Consider the following 19730-nt stretch of genomic DNA (forward strand, 5'->3'; position numbering starts at 1 on the left):
TCATCTTGTGAGTCCGTTGTCTGGCGGTGGGTGAGTGGTTAGGGCCAGGTGGTTGTTGGTGTTGGTGATTGTCAGGGCGCCGCTGGTGTTGGTGGTAGCGGTTTGGGTTGTGGTGTGGGACAGGAGGTCGAGGGTTCTGGGGGCTGGGTGGCCGTAGTCGTTGTTGCGGCCGGCGGAGATGACGGCCAGGCGTGCGTTGGCAGCCGCTATGAAGTCGGGGTCCTGTTGGGCTGAGCCGTGGTGCGGGACCTTGAGGACGTCTGCTTTCAGGTTGGCGCCCGTGGCGAGGACTGCGCGCTGCGACTCGGGCTCAAGGTCGCCGGTGAGAAGGATTCTGAGGCCGCCCAGTTCGGCCATCATGGCGATGCTGGCGTTGTTCTCGGGTGAGCCTTCGTCAGTGGGCGTCACCGATGACGTACCTGGAGCAGGCAGCTCCGGCACTCTCGCCGGCCAGAGCGTCGTCCAGCTCACCTGCCCTGCGGCACGTTGCTCGTGGAAGGTGACCGTTCGCACCGCGACACCGTGCCGCGCCGCCAGCGCGATCACGCGGTCGTACTCGGCCCTGGGCGAGAAGTACGGCGTCACCTCGATCTCGCCCACCTGCCGACCATTGAGGACACCGGCCAAGCCGCCTACGTGGTCGGCGTGGAAGTGGCTCAGGACGACGACCGGAATGCGCTGCACGTTCAGGTCTTTCAGGCACCTGTCCATCGCCGCCGGGTCGGGTCCTGTGTCGACGACGACCGCCGTACGGTCGCCGGCTCGCAACACCAGCCCGTCGCCCTGGCCGACATCGCAGGCGACGAAAAGCCAGTCGTCAGGTGGCCGGCCGACGGGCCCGACAGGACGCAGTACGAGGACCGCCAGAATCACCACCGCGAGGATCATCGCGATCGGGCGGGCGAGGATGCGGTGCAGGCCGAGGACAAGTGCGAGGCAGAGCAGCGTGAGTACGGCGACGCCGACTACTGTCGCGGGCCAGGCGTTTGCGGCGCCTGGCAGATCCGCCCCCTCGCGGGCGACGAGGATGATCCAGCGCGCCGGCCAGCCGGCGGCCCAACCCACAACCCGTGCCAGCTCATTGCTCACCAGGGCGACACCGGCCGCGATGAAGCCGAGGATCGTTGTCGGGCCTACCGTTGGCCCGGCCAACAGATTGGCTGCGACTGCGACCAGCGATACCTCTCCCGAGAGCCAGGCGACGATCGGCGTACAGGCGAGTTGCGCGGCCAGTGGGCAGGCGATTGCGTCGGCCAGCCACCTGGGTAGCCACCTCGACAGCGCATTCCGCCACCCCGGGCCGAGCAAGATGATGCCTGCGGTCGCGAGCACCGACAGGGCGAATCCGGCCGAGCGGGCCAGTGAGGTGTCCAGGAGGAGCAGGACGATCACTGCCACGGACAGGCTGCGTACGGCGCGGCGTTGGCCTGGGCCGCCTGTCATCGCCGCCAGCGCGATCAGGCCCATCGCGGCTGCGCGAAGCACGCTCGGCTGGGGTCTGGCAAGGACGACAAACACGACCACCGTCAGCAGGCCGACGATCGTGAGGCCGCGGGCGCGTACGCCGATCAGCCGGGCGAGTGGGAGCACGAACGCGAGGAGGAGCGTCAGGTTCGTTCCTGAGACTGCCGAGAGGTGAGTCAGGCCGGTGGTTCGGAAGTCGGCGTTCAGGTCGGCAGATACTCCCGAGACGTCTCCCATGACGAGCGCGGGCACGAGCCCTCGTACGTCCTCCGGCTCGTCCGCGACAGCCTCTCGGAGTCCGGCTCGGACACGCTCGGCCGCACGTAGCCACCACGGTGGATCGTCCATGGTGCGCGGTGGTGAGCGGGTGGAGAGCATCGCTGCTACCTCGGCGCCTCCTTCGGTTGGCTCGAGTCTTCCGGTTGCGTTGATGTGCTGGCCGTACCTGACGTGTTGCCACGCCGCGGTACCTACGACGAGCACCGGCGTACGCACTCGCGTGGCGGCGGCGTGGCTTGCGCCGTCGCGGCTGCGGATCTCTTCGATGGTTGCTTTGACGACGACGTACGGCGGCCGTCTGCTGGTGGTGGATTGTCTGAGGGAGGGGTCGTCGGTGATCTTCAGTCGGACGGTGACGGTTGCGGAGTTGGCCGCGAGATCGCGTACTGGGCCTTCGTGGAGGGTTGCGGTGTGGAGGGTGGCGGCGATGCCCAGGCCGCCGACGACGGTCAACGAGCCGACGATCATCCAGCCTGTTGCGCTGCGGGTTACCCAGTCATGGATCGTTCGAGCCGGCGCGGTCGGGACGCTGGCTTGTCGGCGGATCAGAAGGGCGAGCGTTGCGGCGGCGAGCAGTGCGAGTCCGGCGATGAGTCCGCCGGCGAGTGGCGGACGGCCGAGCAGGAGCGCGGCGGTCAGCCAGCCTACGGCGGCGGGAATGAGCAGGCGGGCATCCAGCCGCTCGGTCTCAGGGTCGTCCGCGAATGGCGCCTCGGGCGCGGTGTGGGTGGGGTCAGGTGCGGACATGGGGCTTCAGGGAGTCGAACTTCTTGGGGCCTACGCCGGGGACCTCCTGGAGTTGGTCGATGGTGGCGAAGGGGCCGTTCTGGGCGCGGTAGTCGAGGATCCTTTGGGCCAGGACGGGGCCTACGCCGGGAAGGGCGTCGAGCTCGGCGAGGGTGGCGGTGTTGAGGTTTACGGGGGTGTTGGGGGCTGTTGTCGGGTTGGGGCCGGTGCTCGACGGTGGTTGGTTGGTGGGTGGTGCGGGTTGGCCGACGATGATCTGTTCGCCGTCGGTTACCTGGCGGGCGAGGTTGAGGGAGGTTAGGTCTACGCCGCGAAGGGGGCCGCCGGCGAGGGTCAGTACGTCGGCTACTCGGGAGCCGGGTGGGGCTTTGATGAGGCCTGGGCGGCGGACCTTTCCAGCGACATGGACCACTACGGGCGGTTGGGCGGTGCCTAGGGGTTGGGTGGCTTGGGATTGGTTGGCTTGGGTTTGAGTGGCGCCGGACTGGGTGGCGCCCGGTTGGGTTGGAGCGGGTTGCTCTCGGGTCGGGTTGGGTTGGGCGACGGGGCTGCCTGCGGCGGCGGTGGTCGGGCGGGCGTCGGGGATGGGCTCGGGGCGGGCTCGGAGGAAGGTCCAGGCGAGCCAGGCCAGTCCGAGGACGAGCACGACGGCCAGCACCGCGACGTGGCGCGGAGCGAGGGTCCACCGCGCATCACGCAGTCGGTCGAGACGCGGCACTTCAGGACGGGACTCGTCGACATGAGAGTCGTCCGCACGAGAATGGTTCGGTTGGTCGGGGGTCCATCCGCCTCGCACCTCGTCACGCTCCTCCGGATGGTTGGGGGATGGGGTGTGAAGGTGCGCTCGCGGCTGGGGGTGGGCGGCTAGGCGGGCCAGAGCTCGGGATCGGGCGTCCGGGGTGGGAGGTGGGGTGCGGCGAAAGACCTTCACGCCAGGAGAAAGTACGAGTTCGGGGTCCTCGCGAACCGGCGATTTCCCTCCTGTGGAGAAGCCTCGGCTCCCCCTCTGCGGAGCTGTACGCCGATCCCCCGCGAACAGCGCTCGTCCGCCGGGTGCCGCGGCGTACGAGCACGTTCGACGAAGCCGGCCGGCGCGACACCCAGGTCGTCGGAATAAATTGCGTCCTGCTCGGCTGCTCTGATACCCGCCGGGGACTGTGAACAAGCTATTGCCTGTTCACAGTCCCCGGCGCATGTCTTCTCAAGGCCAGCCGGATCCGGCTCGCCGTGTCGTGTCGACGCGGCGTGGGCGGCGCGGCGTGGAGGGCGCGGCGTGGAGGGTGCGGCGTGGAGGGCGCGGCGTGGAGGGCGCGGCGTGGAGGGCGCGGCGTGGGTGGCGCGTACGAGCGGGTTCGGTGGAGTTGGGCGGCGCGACGTCCAGGTCGTCGGGATCACCTGCGACCTGCTCCGCTGCTCCGACACCCGCCGGGGACTTTGAACAAGCTATTGCCTGTTCACAGTCCCCGGTGCATGTCTTCTCAAGGCCCGCCGGATCCGGCTCGCCTCGGCGTGGGGTTTGGGAGGGGGGTTATTCGGGGCTTACTACTACTGCTAGGAGCCCGGGGCCTACGTGGGCGCCGATGACGGCGCCTACTTCGCGGAGGACGATCTCGTCGGCTTGGGGAAGGCGGGTGGCGAGGTCGTCGGCGAGGGTTTGGGCCTTTTCCAGGTTCGCCAGATGGTGGACCGCCAACCGGACGGGTGTGTCGCCGGCGCGTTGGACGGCTATGTCGGCCAGGCGGGCGATGGCCCGGCTGGAGGTGCGGACTTTTTCGAGGGGGACGATGCGGCCGCCGCTGATGGTGAGCAGGGGTTTGACGGCCAGCGCGGTGCCCAGGAGGGCCTGGGCGGCGCCGATGCGGCCGCCGCGGCGGAGGTACTCCAGGGTGTCCACGTAGAAGTACGACGAGATGGTCTTCATCCGGGCGCGGGCGGCGGCTTCGACCGTGGCGGCGTCCTCGCCGGCGGCGGCTGCGGCGGCCGCGGCGAGGACCGGGAATCCGAGGCCCATTCCGAGCGAGCGGGAGTCGACCACGTGCACCGGGATCGGAGACTCCTTCGCCCCGATCATCGCAGCCTCGAACGTGCCGGACATGTCGCCGGACAGGTGGATCGACACGACCGCCTCGGCACCGTTCCTGGCGCACTCCGAGTACGTCTCGGTGAACGTCTGCGGCGCCGGGCGGCTCGTCGACACCGGTGTGAACGTCTTGAGCGCCTCGGCGACCGCGTCCGCCGAGGTCGCGCCGTCGTCGTACGAGGTTCCGCCGATCACGACCTGAAGCGGTACGACGGTCAGCGGGTGGCGGAGCAGCTCGTGCGTGGACAGACCGGCCGTGGAGTCGGTGACGACCTGCACGCGGGCTGCCATGCAGCGAGGTTACCGGACGGTTAATGTCGGAGAGCAGTGCCAGACTCGACAAGATGAAGGAGACAACGACCGAGGTCGCCGAGCTCCAGACGCTCCTCGACGCGTCGTACGAGCGTTCGACGCAACATCTGCAGAACATCATCACGGACTCGCGCCGGCTCGACGCCGGTGAGCTGGTGCGGATTCTGACCGGCATGTGCACGCTCAATCTGGCCACCGTGACCGCGAAGGGTGAGCCCCGGATCAGTGCCGTCGACGGGCACTTCCTGCACACGCGCTGGGTCTTCACCACCTCCGGGTCGGCGGCGAAGGCACGGCAGTTGAAGGCCCGTCCGGCGGCCAGCATCTCGTACGTCGACGGCGAGCGGATCGGCGTGTTCAGTCACGGGGACGTCGAATTCCTGACGCCCGAGCACCCGGAGTTCGCGGAGATCGAGGAGCATCTGACGAACCACTACGGCAGCTCCCCCTCGAGCTGGGCCCACGACATCGTCTACTGCCGTCTCCAACCCGCCTGGATGGTCGGCTACGCCTTCGACAAGGCGGCAGTGCTGACGGACAAGTAGCTCCACAGGAGGGCGCTGGCGAATGTCCGGTACGGCGCCCACCGGGTGCCTCGCTCCCGGACCTCGTCGACTCCCGGGACACCATCGAGCCGGTAGGCGGCGGCAACGGCCTTGCGGATGCCGACGTCCCCGGCGGGGAGGATGTCGGCGCGCCGCAGCTGATGGATGAGGAACATCTCGGCCGACCATTGCCCGACGCCTTTCACGGCGACAAGCGCTTCGACGGCCTCCTCGTCGGTGAGGTGGTCCATGCGCTCGATGTCGAGACTGCCGGTCCGGACCCGGTCGGCAAGGTCGGCCAGGTAGACGGCCTTGGCCCGTGAGGTTCCGAGCGCCTTCACCCGCTCAGGACCGAGCCCGGCCACCGACGAGGCGGTCGGCGTTCCGCCGAGGACGTCCGCGAGCCGGTCGTACAGGATGAACGCGACCCTCGTCGAGATCTGCTGGCCGAGGATGTGCAGGACCATGGCCGCGAAGTTGCTGCCGGCGGTGCGGCCGCCGTCGTGGAACTCGAACGGATCCGGTGTCCCGTACTGCGCGATCAGCTCCGCGAGCACCGGATCCGCCTGCGCGAGCGCGCCGTACGCCCGCTTGCTGTCCACGGCGTTCACCAGACCGGAAAGTCGCGACCGCGCTCGTCGGCCGGCCGAGGCCCGAAGATCCGGCGCTCGGAGGCGTCGATGCCGCGGTCGTTGATCGACGCCTCCCGCCGGCTCATGAGGCCGTTGTCCGCGAACTCCCACAGCTCGTTGCCGTAGCTGCGCCACCACTGGCCCTCCGCGTCGTGCCATTTGTACTGGAACCGCACCGCCACCCGGTTCTCGCGGAATCCCCACAAGCCCTTGCGGAGGGCGTAGTCCTGCTCGCGTTCCCACTTGCCGGTGAGGAACTCGAGGATCGCAGGCCGTCCGACGAGGTGTACGTCGCGGTTGCGCCACACCGAATCCGGTGTGTACGCAAGCGCGACCTTCTGGGGATCGCGGGTGTTCCAGGCGTCCTCCGCGGCCTGCACCTTCTGCAGCGCGGTGTCCAGATCGAACGGGGGAAACGGTGGTCGGCTTTCGGTCATCGGTGGGACCTTTCACGTTGTGCGCCCAGCAGGTGGCCCGCCACGAGGCGTTCGAGGCTGAATCGGATGCTGCGGTCGGCGTCGTCGCCCCATTCGATGTTCGCAGTGCCGGACAACTGCAGCGTCCTGCCCGTCGTGAACTCGAAGAACAGCAGCGCGGTTTCGGGGTTCACCTCGATGTTGCCGAGGCTGTTGAAAAGGTTGTTGCCCTGGTAGTCCGGCCACCACACGCCCTGTCCGTCGATCCGGACGAAGCCCACCGGGCCACCCCGATGCGATGCGTCCGCGCCCCGACCTGGGTGCACGGTCCCGAGGAAAAAGCTGTCCGCGGACTCGATCAGGTCGACGTCCTGCGCTTCCAGGGCGCTCCCGCGTCGAACGTCGCCGCTCGGCTCGGACCGGTCCGGCGAGAGCAGGCGTTGCGGGATGTACTGCGGGCAGTTGCCGAAGGCCTGCTCCACGTCGACGACGAGCAAGCCGTCCGTCGCCTCGACGAGGGTCCCGTTGAGACGCACTCGACGCCGGGCGGCGAACTCCACACTCGTCATGCCGATCTGCTGACCTGCGGCGATCCCGCACAGCGGGTCGCCGGCCGGCGGCGCGGCGTGGACCGCCAGCCGGGTGGTGGATTCGACATCCAGGAAACCGCGCGGACCGACCAGCGGTGACGTCCACAGCCGGCCGGTCTCGTCGCGACCTGTGATGACCAGGAAGGTCCGCTCCGCGAGGAACTTGACGATGCCGCCGGACAACTCCACCGGTTCGAGCATGCGGGAGAGTCGGGCCGCATCCTGCTGTACGCCGGCTTTGCGCTGCACTGCCAGCTCGCCGGCATGGAACCCGGTGTCCGTGGAGGTCATCTCACAGGCTCCTTCTAATGGGTTATCGCTGATCCATGCATTAGAAGTTGTAGCAGGATCTTCTAACGGGTTCAAGCCCAATCACCCGTGATAAGGTCGGCCACATGACCTGGCTGCTGCCCGACGAGCCGGTCCCGGTCCGGCTGATGGCGACGATCTGGGCCGACACCGCCGGCCTGCACGACGACCTCGCCGCACCGAGCGATGTGGACGCGTGGCTGGACGCTGTCGGCGTCGACCGGCAGGGGGTCGCGGCGACACCTGCCGAGCACGACAGCGCCCGCCAACTGCGGGACGCCGTCCGCAGGCTCGCGGCCCTCGTCACCGCCGACGAACGCCCGCGCGCGACAGCACAGTCGGCCGGGACGCCCGGCCAGGCGCTCGCCGTGGTGAATGACGCGGCGAGCAAGCTCCCGCGGGAACGGCTGCGATTGAGCGGGACAGGCCTGGCTCTCACCGCGGATGTCGCCGGGTCGCCAGTCGCCGCCGGCCTGGCGCAGGTCGCGGCCGAAGCCCAGCAGTTGCTCGGCGAGAATCCGTCGCTTCTGCGGGCCTGCTACGCCCCGGGCTGCGTCCTGTACTTCACGAAGACCCACCAGCGACGCGAGTGGTGCTCGGCGGCCTGCGGAAATCGCGCCCGCGCGGCGCGCCACTACCAAGGTGTCCGATCGGCAAGGGCCAAGCAGAAACCAGGCAGTCAAACACCAGCGAGGTGAAGGCCACCCCTCCCGGGCCTTCACCTCGCTTTTGGTTGTGCCGGGCTACTGACGTCCCCTGTGCGTCAGGAGCCCGGCTCGTCCGGCTGACTCCCCCTGGCTGTCAGCTGAAGTTGATGGAGCCTCGGCGAGCTACTCCCCGTATCCGGCTCCAAGAGAACCGGCCTGACCGCGAGCTCGCCGAGGTCCCGGGAGGTCCCAGCGGCCGACCGGCCGGTGGGTGACCAAGCCCACCGGTTGATCCGCGCCAGCCGGGTCGCGACACTCGTCCCCTGTGTCGTGTGCCTGACCCTGAGCTGGGACCCCGCCCCGGAAGCAGTGCCCTGACGGTGCACCGCGCCCGGTACAGGCAGGACAGATCCGCAGTCCGCAGCACTCCGGAGCTCTCGGTCGCCGGTCGGCGCCCCCACCAACCAGCCGCCGGAGGCCCTCCGCGTCGCCTTCGCCAGGTGCGGCAGTGCGGTGGTTCGCCATGGCCTCTTCATGGTTCACCCACCCTTTTCGCTGCCGGTCGCCGATGTCGGTCTCTGCTTCGTGGAACCTGCCCTACGGCTGTAATTCTTGGTCCGGCAGCCATGTCAGGACGAGGCAGAACAACCGGCAGTTACCCGGCAGCTTCAGCGGATCGGCGTCACGAAAGCGCAGCGAGTACGTCGTTCGCCAGCCGCTGTACGGCGGCCGCGGGGTCGGGCTCGGGCCAGCCGTCAGCGACCGACGCGCTCGCGCAGGACTCCTGCAGCACGGCCCACGCGGTGGGCAGCATCGGCGGGTCCATCGTCTGCTGCCAGGCCAGCAGCTGACCGCACACCGCGTCCGCTGCCTCCGAACGGCCAAGCGCGTGCAGGACAGCCACAGCTTCCGGCAGTACTTCGAGCAGGTAGACGACTCGGCCTTCGAGCAGCAACCGGTTCAGTGCGTCGAGGATGGCGACCCGCGCCTGCTCGACCTCACCGGCGTCACGGGCGAGCCGGGACCGGTAGAGCATCACCAGGTAGTCGAAGTACCCCCGGTGCCCGCGGATGTCCGCGTCGGCCTGGTCGAGCAGCGTCCGCGCTTCGTCGTACCGGCCGTCGTGGTACTCGACCATCGCGAGGCATCCGGCGACCTTGGTGCGCTCCGGGTCGTCCGACGCCTGGCTGTCGCGGGCGAGCTCGGCCCAATGACGTGCGCCGGCCAGGTTCCCCAGCTCCAGGTCGACGCGGCTGAGGGCCATGTACGCAATCTCGTCCGGGTAGACGCCCGGATTGACCAGTGCGGCCTCCCAGGCGAGCAGCAACTCCTTGGCCTCGACCAGACGGCCCCACCGGAGCAGGGCCAGCCCACAGGTCGCCTGTACCGTGGCCGAGCGCTGCACGTCGCCATGCTTGCGGGCGTCGTCCACCAGCGCCGGTATCTCGGCCAGGCTCTGCGTATCGAGCAGATGCGAGCCCGACGAGACCCAGCCGCCTCGAGCGACAAGTCCCATCTCGGTCTCGCCAGGGATCCTTGTGCGGGCCTCCCCGTAGTGCCGGCGGGCCCCACGGATGTCACCGGTCAGGCTGGACAGCCGGCCCGCGATCGCGAGCAGCCGGCCGCTCGTCTCCTTGTCGGAAACGTTCTCGGCGCACAGCGTCGCCCACCGGATCCCGCTCTCGGCCACACTCGCCTGGTACTGCCACGCGATCCGGAACCCGAGCACGATCCGCGCCGCGGCGTCCCACTCCCCCAGCTCGCCCGCGCGTTCCAGCGCCACCTCGAACAGCGCCGAGTTCGCATGCGCAGCCCGGTACCGCCGGTCGCGGTCCGGCGACGACCACGCGCCTTCCAGCCCCGACACGTACGTCGCGCACCACTCGACGGCGCGGTCCCGGAACTCGGTGAGGTCGTCCTGCGACGACAGCCCGGCGTACGCGTGCTCCCGGATCGTCTCCAGCAGCTTGTACCGCGCTCCGTACAGCTGCTCGAACTCGTGCACCGGCTGCAGCAGCGACTTCTCCACCAGCTCGGCGAGCAGCATCGGCACGTCGAGCTCGTGGATCGGATCGCCCGTACAAACACCGGCCACCGCCTCGAGCGTGAACGGCGAGCCGAGCACGGAGGCCCGGTAGAGCAGCTGCCGCGCCGGGTCCGACAGTGCGTCGACGCTCCACGCGATCGTGTCGGCCAGCGTCCGCTGATGCGGCGCACCGAACCGGCGCGGCCCGGACAGCAGGCGGAACCGGTCGTCGAGCGCGGCGAGGATCGTCTCCACGGACAGCGAGCCGGCCCGGGCGGCCGCCAGCTCCAGCGCGAGCGGCAGCCCGTCCAGTCGCCGGCAGAGCCGCGCCACCGTCGGGGCGTTCGCAGGGGTGAGTTCGAAGTCCGGGCGCACGCGGGCCACTCGGCGGCAGAACATCTCGACCGCCGGCGACGCCGAGATCTCGTCGAAGCTCTCGTCGTTCGCCGGTACGCCGAGGACCTGGACGCGGCGCACCACCTCGTCCGGCAGGCCGAGCGGGATCCGGGACGTGACCAGTACGCCGATTCCCGGGAAGCTGCGCACCATCCGGTTGGCGACCGTCGCGACACCGTCGAGGACGTGCTCGGCGTTGTCCTCGACGATCACCAGGTCACCGGGCCGGCGGCCGGACAGGACGTCGTCGAGGTCCGACGTACCCGGAGCTGTGCCGAAGGCGTCCAGGATCGCCGACGGTACGGCGGCGTCGCGCTGGACCGTGGTCAGGTCGACGACCACGACGGTGGTGTCGGCGCCCGAGAACCGGTCCGCGGCGGCGAGCGCCAACTCGGTCTTCCCGACCCCACCGGGGCCGACGAGAGTGACTAGCCGGTTCTGCCGCAGCAGGGCTTCGAGCTCGAGCAGCTCCTGCTCCCGGCCGACGAGCCCGTCCGGGATCGGCCGGGTGCCGCGCCAGCGCAGACCGGTCGGCGCCGGGTCCGCGACCGAGACGACCGGCGGCGACGGCGCCACCGTCCGTACGACGGGGCGGGCCGAGCTGTGGCCTGCCGCGGCCAGGAAGTGTTCCGTGTCCCCGTCGTGCAGGTCGAGCGCGGCGGCGAGCAGCCGGACGGAGTCCTTGCGGGGCCGCGCGACGCGGCCGGCTTCCATCTCACGGATCGACCGGACACTCAGCCCGGCCCGATCGGCCAGCTCCTCCTGGGAAAGGCCGGCCTGGACCCTCAAGTCGAGCAACAGATCGGCGAAACCCCGCCCACCGTCCGCCCGGCCATCCGTGTCCGACACAGCCCGTCACCCCTCTAGAGGCCTCACGTTCCTGTCACAACATAGCGTGACGGGCGTCTCTGTGCGGGTCAGGACCGGCGTGCGGGATGCGGCCTGGGTCACACGATTCGTTGAGCGGGGCAACGGAGAGGAAACACCTGCAAGCTCAGAAATGCACGTTTCAAGCAGTCGCGCGGACCGGGCGGGATTCATTGTCGGCGGCGTAGAGAGAAAGCACGTCGGACCAGTCGTCGAGGCGGGCGCGGGTATCGGCACGGCCGGAGTCCGCATTCAGCAGGCTGCCGTCGGAAATCCCGCGGGTGGCGCGAACCAGGAGCTCCACGGTCACGTCGCGCAGCGTGTCAAGGGCAGCCATGCGGTAATTCAAGCGGAGCTGTGTTTCGCAAACGTAACGCGATCGGCAACATCACGATAAGTCACGAAAATACGCATCGGCGAGTTACCCAGTGGTCCATTAACCCGGCAGCCAGGAAAGCCGCACCTGGCGCCGGGGATTGTCGACGTTGGTGTCGACCAGGCAGATCGACTGCCAGGTGCCGAGCATCAGCCGCCCGTCGAGCACCGGGATGCTGGCGTGCGGCGGCACGAAGGCGGGCAGGACATGGTCGCGACCGTGCCCCGGGCTCCCGTGCCGGTGCCGCCAACCGAAGTCGCGCGGCAGCAGCTGCTCGAGCACCGCGAGCAGGTCGGTGTCGCTGCCCGCACCGGTCTCGAGGATCGCGATCCCCGCGGTCGCATGCGGAACGAAGACGTGCAGCAGTCCGTCGCCCTGGGCCTGGTGGGCCTCAGCGGCGACGAACTGCTCGCACCTGCTCGTCAGGTCGAAGACGACCTCGGCACTGCCGGTCGGAACGTCGATCAGCTCTGAGCGCATCGCAGCAGCGTGTCAGGCCGGGACGATGTTGACCAGCTTGGGCGCCCGGACGATCACCTTGCGGGTGCCGCGGCCGTCCAGCGCCTTCTGGATCGCCTCGGACGCCAGCGCCAGCTGCTCCAGGTCGGCGTCGGAGATATCCGGCGCGACCTCCAGCCGGTCCTTGACCTTGCCGGCGACCTGGACGACACACGTGACCGACTCCTGCACCAGCAGCGCCGGGTCGACCTTCGGCCAGCCGGCCTTGGCGACAGTGGGCTCGTGGCCCAGCTCCTCCCACATCTCCTCGGCCGTGTACGGCGCGACCAGGCTCAGCAGGACCGCCACGGTCTCGACCGCCTCGCGCACCGCCGGGTCGGCCGCACCGGGACCGGAGTCGATCGCCTTGCGGGTCGCGTTCACCAGCTCCATGATCCGGGCGACCATGACGTTGAACCGGTGCGAGTCGACCAGCTCGGCCGCGTCCGCGACCGTGCGGTGGGTCAGCTTGCGCAGCTCGACGTCACCGGTCGACGGGTCCGCGCCGACCGGCGCCTCGACCGCTCCGGCCAGCCGCCACGCCCGCTGCAGGAACTTCAGCGAGCCGCCCGGCGACATGTCCGCCCAGTCGATGTCGTCCGCGGGCGGGCCGGCGAAGACCATGGTCAGCCGGACCGCGTCGACGCCGTACTCGTCGATCATGTCGCCCAGGTTCACGCCGTTGCCCAGGGACTTGCTCATCGCCTTGCCCTGGTTGATGACCTGGCCCTGGTTCAGCAGCCGGGTGAACGGCTCGGTGACCTGCAGCAGGCCCATGTCGTGCAGCGCCTTGACGAAGAAGCGCGCGTACAGGAGATGCAGTACGGCGTGCTCCTTGCCGCCGACGTACTGGTACACCGACATCCACCGCTCGGCGGTGGCCTGGTCGAACGGACCGTCGGTGTACTCCGGCGACAGGTAGCGCAGGAAGTACCAGGACGAGTCGACGAATGTGTCCATCGTGTCGGTGTCGCGCTCGGCCTTGCCGCCGCACTTCGGGCAGTCGACCTCGACCCAGTCACGGGCGGCCGCCAGCGGCGAGACACCCTTCGGGGCCAGGTCGGCGCCGCGCAGGTCGGGCAGCTCCATCGGCAGCTGGTCGTCCGGCACCGGGACCTCGCCGCAGGACGGACAGTGGATGATCGGGATCGGGCAGCCCCAGTACCGCTGGCGGCTCAGCAGCCAGTCGCGCAGCCGGTAGTTGATCGTCCGCTCGCCCAGGCCCTTGCCCTCCAGCCAGTCGATGATCCGCGACTTGGCCTCAACGACCTCCAGACCGTCCAGGCTGATCTCGTCGTTCGCGCTGTTGATCGCCGGCCCGTCACCGGTGTACGCCTTGCCGTCGAAGTCGGCGGACGGCTGCACGGTGCGGACGATCGGCAGGTCGAACTTCTCGGCGAACTCCCAGTCGCGGGTGTCCTGGCCGGGGACCGCCATGATCGCGCCGGTGCCGTAGTCGGCCAGCACGTAGTCGGCGGCCCAGATCGGGATCCGCTGCCCGGTCACCGGGTTGATCGCGTACGACCCCAGGAAGACGCCGGTCTTCTCCCGCTCGGTGCTCAGCCGCTCGATCTCGGTCTCGCCCTTGACCTTCGCCAGGTAGGTGTCGAAGGCCTCCTGCTGCTCCGGCGTGACCAGCGACGCGGCCAGCTTCGCGTCCGGCGCGACCACCATGAAGGTGGCGCCGAACAGCGTGTCCGGCCGGGTGGTGAAGACCTTGATCGGCTCGTCGCGGCCCTCGACCTCGAAGGTCGCGAACGCGCCCTCGGAGCGGCCGATCCAGTTGCGCTGCATCAGCAGGATCTCTTCCGGCCACTGCAGCAGCTCCATGTCGTCCAGCAGCCGCTGGGCGTACTCCGTGGTCTTGAAGTACCACTGGGTCAGCTCGCGCTTCGTGACCTCCCAGCCGCACCGCTCACACCGGCCCTGGACGACCTGCTCGTTGGCCAGCACGGTCTGGTCGTTGGGGCACCAGTTGACGAACGACGCCTTGCGGTACGCCAGGCCGCGCTCGTACAGCCGCAGGAACAGCCACTGCGTCCAGCGGTAGTACTCCGGGTCGGACGTGTGCAGCCGGCGGGACCAGTCGAAGCTCAGCGCGTAGCGCCGGATCGACTCCGCCTGGGTCTCGATGTTGGCGTAGGTGTAGGTCGCCGGGTGCTCGTTGCGCTTGATCGCCGCGTTCTCCGCGGGCAGGCCGAACGAGTCCCAGCCGATCGGGTTCAGGACGTCGTACCCCTGCTGGAACCAGTAGCGCGCCAGCACGTCGTGCAGCGCGAACACCTCGGCGTGGCCCATGTGCAGGTCGCCGGAGGGGTAGGAGAACATCGTGAGCGCGTACCGGCGCTCCGCCGAGCCGTCGTCCTTCGCCCTGAACGGGTCCAGCTTCTCCCACACCGGACGCCACTTGGCCTGCATGGCGTTGAAGTCGTAGCCACCCCGGTCGATCGAGGCGTCCTCTACCTGCTCCGTCACGGTCCTACTCCTGCTTCGTGGTCTTGTTGAGCCTAAATCTGCCAGAAATGAAAAATCCCCTCACACAGGAGGGGGTGCCGCACTGACCGGCGCTTCAGATCGCGCCCGGATGCCAGTACGGCTAGGTAAGGAGCAGGCTCACTCGCATAGCAGCAGGATAGCACCGGGCGCCGCGACCGTCCGGGACGGTCGCGGCACACAGGGTGCTCAGCCGACAGGTACGCCGAACGTCTTCAGCCAGTCCTGGACGACCTTGATGTCGATCCGCTGCAGGCCGTCGAGGTAGCGGCAGTTGGCGGTGTAGCCGTAGCTGGTCACCGTCACCTGGTAGCCGTTGAGGAAGGTCGGGCCGCCGGAGTCACCGAAGCAGGTGCCGCCGGTGCCGTGGTTGTCGTGCTCGTTGCCGTTGACCTGCAGGATCTGCGGCGTGAGCTTCTGCCCGGGCTCCTCTGCCCAGCGACGCAGCAGCGGGTACGACATCGGGGTCGGCTTCTGCGGGCCGGAGTCGGCCTTGCGGACCTCGGTGCCGTAGCCGACCGACGTGAAGATCGTGCTGTTCAGCTTGGGCTGCTGGTACGCGTTCAGGTAGTTGGCGGGCGCGATCTTCGCCGGGGCGATGTTCGTGACCGGCCGGTCGAGCACGATGACGCCGACGTCGTTCCAGTTGGCCAGGTCGGTGAAGTCGGAGTAGTTCGGGTGCGTGTAGGCCGTACCGGACTTGTAGCCGGCCGCCTCGAGCTCTGCCTGCGTGTAGCCCTTCGACGGGTCGGCGGCGACCGGGAACGGCGACGGCGGCTGCTCGGCGATCACCGAGTCGAACGTCACCAGGGTCTTGCCGAGGGTGCCGGTGGTGCAGTGCGCCGCGGTCACCACGACGGTCGGCGAGACGAGCGTCGCCGTGCACCGGAACCGCCCGTCCGGTTGGTAGAACAGGATCAGCCCGACGTTGGGATGGGCGTTGCCATCCGGTTCGCCGCCGGTGATCGCGCTGGCGGACAGTGCCGGGGTGACGGCCAGTCCGAGAGCCAGTGCGCACAGACCGATGATGCGGCCGAGTCGTCTCCTCATATGCCCCTCCTGGGGTACGGCGGATACCTGAGGGCATTGGAGCAATCACACCTCGCGGTGTCCAGACTTCGTTTGACTACTCTCTGCGACCGGTCGTCCTAGATGAACTCTGTGCCGCCGGCGCGACGGTGGTCGCCGGGCGTGCGGCCGTACTTGCGCTTGAACGCAGTGGAGAACGGCCGTACGTCGGAGTACCCGCAGGCGCGTGCCACCTCCGTGATCGACATGGTGTGGTCCAGCAGCAGCTGTGCGGACAGCTCGAGCCGGAGGCGGCGGAGCGTCGACATGATCGAGGCCCCTGTCTGCTGTGTGAACAGGCGCTCGGCGTGACGCTCTGACAGGTGGACGGCGGCCGCCACGTCCCGGACGGTGATCGGCCGGGCCAGGTTGTCGCGGAGGTGGCGCTGCATCGCCTCGACCACCAGGGGCCCGCGGTCACGTCGGACCGGCTCCACCGCCAGGTCCTCGTCCAACGCGAACGCACGAGCCGTTTCCATCACGAGCGTGGCCCCAAGAGCCGGAAGCGCCGTGCTGTAGCCGGACACCGGGGCAGCCGCCTCGGCGGCGAGGGCTGAGACAAGTGCGGGCAAGGAGCCGGTCCGGCTGGACATCACCGGCCCGTCAGGCCGGTTGAGCCCAGCCCACCACCCGGACGAGTCAGGGGCGGCCACAGGCCGTCCACCGCCGGCCGGACGAGGCGACGCGGCATCGGCCGGGCGGAAGGTGAAGCCCCAGAAGGCTATGCCGAGGGGTGAGGTGTGCGACGACTCGATCTCGTGGACGTCGCCGGGGCGGGCCAGGAAGACGGAGCCGGGCACCACGTCGTACTGCAGGGAGCCCGAGTTGAAACGGCCCTCGCCGGAGTACGCCAGGCAGACCTCGTGGAACGAGTGGCTGTGCCAGTAGTTGCGCCAGTACTCGGGCCGGTAGTGCCCCCAGCTGAGGAAGTCCGCGCGGAAGCCGTCGACCTCGCAGGACTCGAGCAGTCCCGCGAGGTCGACGAACCGGTCCGCCGCAGCGACGCCGGAGAGCATCGGAGGGAGGGTCAAACAGCGCTCCTGCCGGTCGGGTCGACTCCTCGCAGCATCATGCCCTGGCCGAGCGACCACTCGTGGGTCTTCACCGTCGGCGGGTCCCCCGGGTCGCGGTACTGGATCAGCCAGGTCGTGCGCGCCTCGTCGCTGGTGTTCACGCCGGACCCGTGCACGGTCAGGTAGGTGAAGAACAGTACGTCGCCCGCCTCGGCCGGCTGCGGCGTCGCCGCGTCGAAGGACGGCTCGAGCAAGTGGTACGACCCCTCCGGGCTGTGCTCGCGCGGCCCGTCCTTGTGGCTGCCCGGGATGACCCGCACGCAGCCCTTCTCCTCCGGCGCGTCGTCGAAGTGGAAGATCGCCGCCCCGACCCGGTGGTAGGTGTGCGGGAAGAACGGGTGGTCCTGGTGCAGCGGGAACGGCGAGCCGTTCTCCGGCGGCTTCACGAACAGCTTGGTGTGGTGCAGCTGCACGTTGTCCACACCCATCACCGCGGCGGCCACGTCGGTGAACCGCGGGTCCACCAGCAGCTTGGAGAACTCGGCGTCGTAGAACTGCGCGTCGTGCAGGTGCTGCAGCTTCGTCGGCGCCTCGGTCATGTCCCGGGCGGCGCCCCAGGTCGGGTCGTCGGACCGGTTCAGCTGGGCCAGCAGGTCGTGGCTGCGCTGCCGGTAGTGCGCCGCTTCTTCCTTGCTGAGCAGGCCTTTCACCAGTACGAAGCCGTTCTCGGCGTACTGCTGTGCGAGCGTCGAGAGTTCGGGACGCCCGTCGGTGATCGTCATCTCGGAGTACCTCCTGATCGGGTACTCCGAGCCTACGAACGGCGGCGTCCGGACGGGAGGACCCGACCGGACGCCGATGTTCGTCAAACGGACATGCCTACTCGCCGGTCGACGACTCCTCGACGGGTACGACGATCGGACGCAGCCGGGCCCAGAGCACGAACAGGGCGGTGAACACCAGCATCCCGATGCCGCCCCAGAGGTTGATGTTGATCCCGGCCGCCTTGTCGATCTCGGCCTGCTTCTCGACCAGGCCGAGGATCGTCAGCACCAGGCCGTAGATCCCGACCAGGGCGGCGATCACGATCCGGATGTCGAACGCTCCGGTCTTCTTCTGTGCCATCACAAGCTCCCAATCAGCCGAAGACGATGTTCAGGACGATGGTCATCGCCAGGGAGATCCCGGCCAGCAGGACCGGCCTGCGGTACCAGCCGTGGTCACCGCGCAGCGTCACCTCGGTGCGCTGCTCCTTCGGCGTCAGCGAGTACACCAGGCCGACCAGCTCGGAGTCCTCCTTCGGCCGGGTCATCGTGCTGACCACGACACTGATCAGGATGTCGACCACGAACGCCGCACCGGCGCCGACGAAGCTGGCGCCCTGACCAGGCAGGTTGATGACGCCGTTCTCGGACAGCACGAAGACCAGGATCGCGGTCGCCGTACCGCTGACCAGGCCGATCCAGCCGGCCGCCGCGGTCATCCGCTTCCAGAACATACCGAGGATGAACGTGGCGAACAGCGGTGCGTTGAAGAACGAGAACAGCTGCTGCAGGTAGTCCATCAGGTTGCTGTAGCCGGACGCGATCGCGGCCGTGCCGATCGCGATCACCGTGCCCGCCACCGTCACCCAGCGGCCGGTCCGCAGGTAGAAGTCGTCCGGCCGGTCCTTGATCACGTAGCGCTCGATAATGTCGTACGACATCACGGTGTTGAACGAGCTCAGGTTCGCCGCCATACCGGCCATGAACGAGGCCAGCAGACCGGTGATCGCCAGGCCGAGCATGCCGTTCGGCAGCAGGTCGCGCATCAGCAGCAGGATCGCGTCGTTGTAGTCGACCTCGCCGCTGCCGGTCGCCTTGTACTGGGAGAGCTCGGGCACGATGACCGCGGCGATGATGCCGGGGATGATCACGATGAACGGCACGAACATCTTCGGGAACGAGCCGATGATCGGGGTCCGCCGGGCCGCCGACATGTTCTTCGACGCCATCGCCCGCTGGACCTCGACGAAGTTCGTCGTCCAGTAGCCGAACGACAGCACGAAACCGAGGCCGAACACGATGCCGATCACCGAGAGGAAGTCGTTGCTGAAGCCGCTCAGGGCGTTGCCCGGCCACGCGCTCATCTGCTCGGCGCCGCCGGGCGAAGCGCTCACCTTGTCGACCAGGCCCTGCCAGCCGCCGACCTTGTGCAGGCCGATCAGGGTCAGCGGGAGCAGCGCGGCGACGATCACGAAGAACTGCAGCACCTCGTTGTAGATCGCCGCGGACAGCCCGCCGAGCGTGATGTAGCTGAGCACGATCAGGGCGGCGACGATCACCGACACCCAGATCGGCCAGCCGAGCAGCACGTTCACGATGGTGGCCAGCAGGAACAGGTTCACGCCCGCGATCAGCACTTGCGCCAGGGCGAAGCTGATCGCGTTCACCAGGTGCGCGGGCTTCCCGAACCGGCGGAGCATGAACTCCGGCACGCTGCGGACCTTGGAGCCGTAGTAGAACGGCATCATCACGACGCCGAGGAACAGCATCGCCGGGATCGCGCCGATCCAGAAGTAGTGCACGGTCGGCATGCCGTACTGCGCGCCGTTGGCCGACATGCCCATGATCTCGATCGCGCCGAGGTTGGCCGAGATGAACGCCAGGCCGGTCACCCAGGCCGGCAGCGAGCGGCCGGACAGGAAGAAGTCCAGGCTGTTCGAGACCGCGCGTCTGGCCAGGTAGCCGATGCCGAGCACGAAGACGAAGTACAGGGCGATGATGATGTAGTCGATCGCCGTGGCGTCCAGCCTGAGGATGGATTCTTGGGCAAGCATCGGACCTCCGGGATCACCGCTGTGACAGTACGTATTGTTACCGGTCAGGAACGTTACTCCTACTTTCAATCAACCGGGCGGCGACCCGGCGGAGACCGACTCACCATCCGGCCTGTACCCGCTCCGTATCCGCTCGGTATCCGCTCGGTATCCG

Annotated in this window: 17 protein-coding genes; 2 read left to right on the plus strand and 15 right to left on the minus strand. The window is 68.7% G+C overall.

Annotated elements, in window-relative coordinates:
- From ABZW60_RS39700 to ABZW60_RS39710, 3 genes are all read right to left on the minus strand, one after another.
- On the minus strand, window positions 1-2490 hold the full coding sequence (locus ABZW60_RS39700) for a ComEC/Rec2 family competence protein (RefSeq protein WP_355485828.1): 2490 nt from the start codon (window positions 2488-2490) through the stop codon (window positions 1-3).
- On the minus strand, window positions 2477-3208 hold the full coding sequence (locus ABZW60_RS39705) for a helix-hairpin-helix domain-containing protein (protein WP_355485829.1): 732 nt from the start codon (window positions 3206-3208) through the stop codon (window positions 2477-2479). Before ABZW60_RS39705 ends, ABZW60_RS39700 begins: the two co-directional genes overlap by 14 nt.
- Before the next feature lie 810 nt (window positions 3209-4018).
- A complete protein-coding gene (locus ABZW60_RS39710; protein ID WP_355485830.1) occupies window positions 4019-4861 on the minus strand; it encodes a DegV family protein in 843 nt (280 codons plus the stop codon).
- 53 nt (window positions 4862-4914) lie between these two features.
- Here ABZW60_RS39710 and ABZW60_RS39715 point away from each other — a divergent pair, with 53 nt between their 5' ends.
- Window positions 4915-5427, plus strand: coding sequence for a pyridoxamine 5'-phosphate oxidase family protein (locus ABZW60_RS39715; RefSeq protein ID WP_355485831.1), 513 nt, complete (start codon window positions 4915-4917; stop codon window positions 5425-5427).
- On the opposite strand, the gene ABZW60_RS39720 is transcribed toward ABZW60_RS39715, so the two are convergent.
- The 3 genes from ABZW60_RS39720 to ABZW60_RS39730 are packed head-to-tail and all read right to left on the minus strand — an operon-like array spanning window position 5388 to window position 7356.
- On the minus strand, window positions 5388-6029 hold the full coding sequence (locus ABZW60_RS39720) for a hypothetical protein (protein ID WP_355485832.1): 642 nt from the start codon (window positions 6027-6029) through the stop codon (window positions 5388-5390). The two genes, ABZW60_RS39715 and ABZW60_RS39720, sit on opposite strands and share 40 nt — an antisense overlap.
- Before the next feature lie 5 nt (window positions 6030-6034).
- A complete protein-coding gene (locus ABZW60_RS39725; RefSeq protein ID WP_355485833.1) occupies window positions 6035-6496 on the minus strand; it encodes a nuclear transport factor 2 family protein in 462 nt (153 codons plus the stop codon).
- Window positions 6493-7356 (minus strand): pyridoxamine 5'-phosphate oxidase family protein, encoded by an 864-nt coding sequence (locus ABZW60_RS39730; protein WP_355485834.1) that lies wholly within the window; start codon window positions 7354-7356, stop codon window positions 6493-6495. Before ABZW60_RS39730 ends, ABZW60_RS39725 begins: the two co-directional genes overlap by 4 nt.
- Before the next feature lie 104 nt (window positions 7357-7460).
- Here ABZW60_RS39730 and ABZW60_RS39735 point away from each other — a divergent pair, with 104 nt between their 5' ends.
- Window positions 7461-8072 (plus strand): ABATE domain-containing protein, encoded by a 612-nt coding sequence (locus ABZW60_RS39735; protein WP_355485835.1) that lies wholly within the window; start codon window positions 7461-7463, stop codon window positions 8070-8072.
- A gap of 631 nt (window positions 8073-8703) precedes the next feature.
- Here ABZW60_RS39735 and ABZW60_RS39740 read toward each other — a convergent pair.
- The 9 genes from ABZW60_RS39740 to ABZW60_RS39780 all read right to left on the minus strand — a co-directional run bounded on the left by ABZW60_RS39740 (window position 8704) and on the right by ABZW60_RS39780 (window position 19576).
- Entirely contained in the window at window positions 8704-11292 is a 2589-nt protein-coding gene (locus tag ABZW60_RS39740; RefSeq protein ID WP_355485836.1) for a helix-turn-helix domain-containing protein, read from the minus strand.
- A 160-nt stretch (window positions 11293-11452) separates the two neighbouring features.
- Window positions 11453-11647: a hypothetical protein gene (locus ABZW60_RS39745; protein WP_355485837.1), complete on the minus strand. Its 195-nt coding sequence runs from the start codon at window positions 11645-11647 to the stop codon at window positions 11453-11455.
- A gap of 99 nt (window positions 11648-11746) precedes the next feature.
- Window positions 11747-12166, minus strand: coding sequence for a YjbQ family protein (locus tag ABZW60_RS39750; protein ID WP_355485838.1), 420 nt, complete (start codon window positions 12164-12166; stop codon window positions 11747-11749).
- A 12-nt stretch (window positions 12167-12178) separates the two neighbouring features.
- Window positions 12179-14659: a leucine--tRNA ligase gene (gene leuS, locus ABZW60_RS39755; RefSeq protein WP_355485839.1), complete on the minus strand. Its 2481-nt coding sequence runs from the start codon at window positions 14657-14659 to the stop codon at window positions 12179-12181.
- A gap of 207 nt (window positions 14660-14866) precedes the next feature.
- The gene (locus ABZW60_RS39760; RefSeq protein WP_355485840.1) at window positions 14867-15727 is read right to left on the minus strand and encodes a trypsin-like serine protease; all 861 of its coding nucleotides are present in this window, start codon (window positions 15725-15727) and stop codon (window positions 14867-14869) included.
- A gap of 98 nt (window positions 15728-15825) precedes the next feature.
- Window positions 15826-16776, minus strand: coding sequence for an AraC family transcriptional regulator (locus tag ABZW60_RS39765; RefSeq protein ID WP_355485841.1), 951 nt, complete (start codon window positions 16774-16776; stop codon window positions 15826-15828).
- Complete coding sequence (locus tag ABZW60_RS39770; RefSeq protein ID WP_355485842.1) at window positions 16773-17540, minus strand: phytanoyl-CoA dioxygenase family protein; 768 nt, start codon at window positions 17538-17540, stop codon at window positions 16773-16775. The genes ABZW60_RS39765 and ABZW60_RS39770 overlap by 4 nt, the downstream gene beginning before the upstream one ends.
- Window positions 17541-17637: 97 nt before the next feature.
- Window positions 17638-17883 carry a hypothetical protein gene (locus ABZW60_RS39775; RefSeq protein ID WP_355485843.1) on the minus strand — a complete coding sequence of 82 codons (246 nt, stop codon included), beginning with the start codon at window positions 17881-17883 and terminating at the stop codon, window positions 17638-17640.
- A gap of 13 nt (window positions 17884-17896) precedes the next feature.
- The gene (locus ABZW60_RS39780; RefSeq protein WP_355485844.1) at window positions 17897-19576 is read right to left on the minus strand and encodes a sodium:solute symporter family protein; all 1680 of its coding nucleotides are present in this window, start codon (window positions 19574-19576) and stop codon (window positions 17897-17899) included.
- Window positions 19577-19730 lie beyond the last annotated feature (154 nt).

The sequence above is a fragment of the Kribbella sp. NPDC003557 genome (genome assembly GCF_040610805.1).
Classification (GTDB): Bacteria; Actinomycetota; Actinomycetes; order Propionibacteriales; family Kribbellaceae; genus Kribbella.

What these genes read in the sequence shown, in the direction of transcription:
- ABZW60_RS39715 (WP_355485831.1), top strand. Translation starts at nt 4,915, where the DNA reads ATGAAGGAGACAACGACCGAGGTCGCCGAGCTCCAGACGCTCCTCGAC.
- ABZW60_RS39780 (WP_355485844.1), bottom strand. Translation starts at nt 19,576, where the DNA reads ATGCTTGCCCAAGAATCCATCCTCAGGCTGGACGCCACGGCGATCGAC.
- ABZW60_RS39745 (WP_355485837.1), bottom strand. Translation starts at nt 11,647, where the DNA reads ATGGCTGCCCTTGACACGCTGCGCGACGTGACCGTGGAGCTCCTGGTT.
- ABZW60_RS39730 (WP_355485834.1), bottom strand. Translation starts at nt 7,356, where the DNA reads ATGACCTCCACGGACACCGGGTTCCATGCCGGCGAGCTGGCAGTGCAG.
- ABZW60_RS39750 (WP_355485838.1), bottom strand. Translation starts at nt 12,166, where the DNA reads ATGCGCTCAGAGCTGATCGACGTTCCGACCGGCAGTGCCGAGGTCGTC.
- ABZW60_RS39760 (WP_355485840.1), bottom strand. Translation starts at nt 15,727, where the DNA reads ATGAGGAGACGACTCGGCCGCATCATCGGTCTGTGCGCACTGGCTCTC.
- ABZW60_RS39700 (WP_355485828.1), bottom strand. Translation starts at nt 2,490, where the DNA reads ATGTCCGCACCTGACCCCACCCACACCGCGCCCGAGGCGCCATTCGCG.
- ABZW60_RS39725 (WP_355485833.1), bottom strand. Translation starts at nt 6,496, where the DNA reads ATGACCGAAAGCCGACCACCGTTTCCCCCGTTCGATCTGGACACCGCG.
- ABZW60_RS39735 (WP_355485835.1), top strand. Translation starts at nt 7,461, where the DNA reads ATGACCTGGCTGCTGCCCGACGAGCCGGTCCCGGTCCGGCTGATGGCG.
- ABZW60_RS39770 (WP_355485842.1), bottom strand. Translation starts at nt 17,540, where the DNA reads ATGACGATCACCGACGGGCGTCCCGAACTCTCGACGCTCGCACAGCAG.
- ABZW60_RS39710 (WP_355485830.1), bottom strand. Translation starts at nt 4,861, where the DNA reads ATGGCAGCCCGCGTGCAGGTCGTCACCGACTCCACGGCCGGTCTGTCC.
- ABZW60_RS39775 (WP_355485843.1), bottom strand. Translation starts at nt 17,883, where the DNA reads ATGGCACAGAAGAAGACCGGAGCGTTCGACATCCGGATCGTGATCGCC.